The organism is Actinomadura sp. 7K534 (assembly GCF_004348575.1).
Taxonomy (GTDB): domain Bacteria; phylum Actinomycetota; class Actinomycetes; order Streptosporangiales; family Streptosporangiaceae; genus Spirillospora; species Spirillospora livida.
In genome coordinates, this window is record NZ_SMKB01000515.1 from 1 (window position 1) to 885 (window position 885).

The following is an 885-nucleotide window of genomic DNA, read 5'->3' on the forward strand; positions in this document are numbered from 1 at the left end:
GGCCGGTGGGCGGCGGGCGCGCCGCTGTTCGTGCCGTGGGTCGTGGACGGGATCGCACCGGTCGAGCGGAGCCGGTTCCTGATGGCGCTGCCGGCGCCGGTGCGCGAGCGCAACCGGGTGATGTGGGAGCCCCGCTACCGCAAGCGGCGCCTGTGGAGCCTGTGACCTGTACGCCGTCGACCCGTGCACCGCTGCCCCGCACCCCGTCGCCCCGCGCGCCGTTGTCGCAGGGTCACCAGGGGAAGGCGCGTGCGGTGATGTGGTGGTCGGCGGGGTCGTAGTAGGTCAGCACCAGCGTGTCGCGGGTGCTGAGGGCGGGGTGCCCGATGAGGGCGCGGCACTGGTCGAGGCCGGTGCCGCCGGAGCAGGGGACCGAGCCGTCGCCCGCGGGCGTCCAGGGCCCTTCGGGGGCGGGGGCGCGCCAGAGGCGGAACCGCCCGGACAGGCTGCGCTGCTCGACCATGACCAGGCCCTTGCCGACGCCGGTGTAGTCGGCGACGTGGACCAGGTAGGGGGCCGCGCCGTGGACGACGGTGCCGGCCTGGGCGGCATCGCGGGTCCAGCCGCCGGGCGTCCAGTACCGGTAGGCGGCGGGATCGCGCCAGGCGTCCGGGCCGGCGGGCGCCCGGGCCAGGGTGACGCGCCCGCCGTGGCAGGTGCCGAGCGCGGAGTCGTCGCACACCGAGGCGAACAGGTGCAGGTGGCCGCGGCTGAACACGGGGGAGCCGAGGTTGTGCTGGAACGGCAGCCCGCCGGGGGAGCTGAACAGCCGGGTGCGGCCGGTGAGGGAGTTCCCGGCGGGCCGGTAGGTGACCAGGCCGAATCCCTGGGTGCTGATGGTGCCGCCGTGCACGCACACGTCGGTGTAGGTGATCAGGAGGGTGG

At 75.7% G+C, this 885-nt stretch carries 1 protein-coding gene; it reads right to left on the minus strand.

The window, feature by feature from the left end; translation table 11 throughout:
* Positions 1-232: 232 nt before the first annotated feature.
* A partial coding sequence (locus E1266_RS38660; protein ID WP_165966388.1) for a DUF4185 domain-containing protein occupies positions 233-885 on the minus strand: 653 nt, incomplete at its 5' end.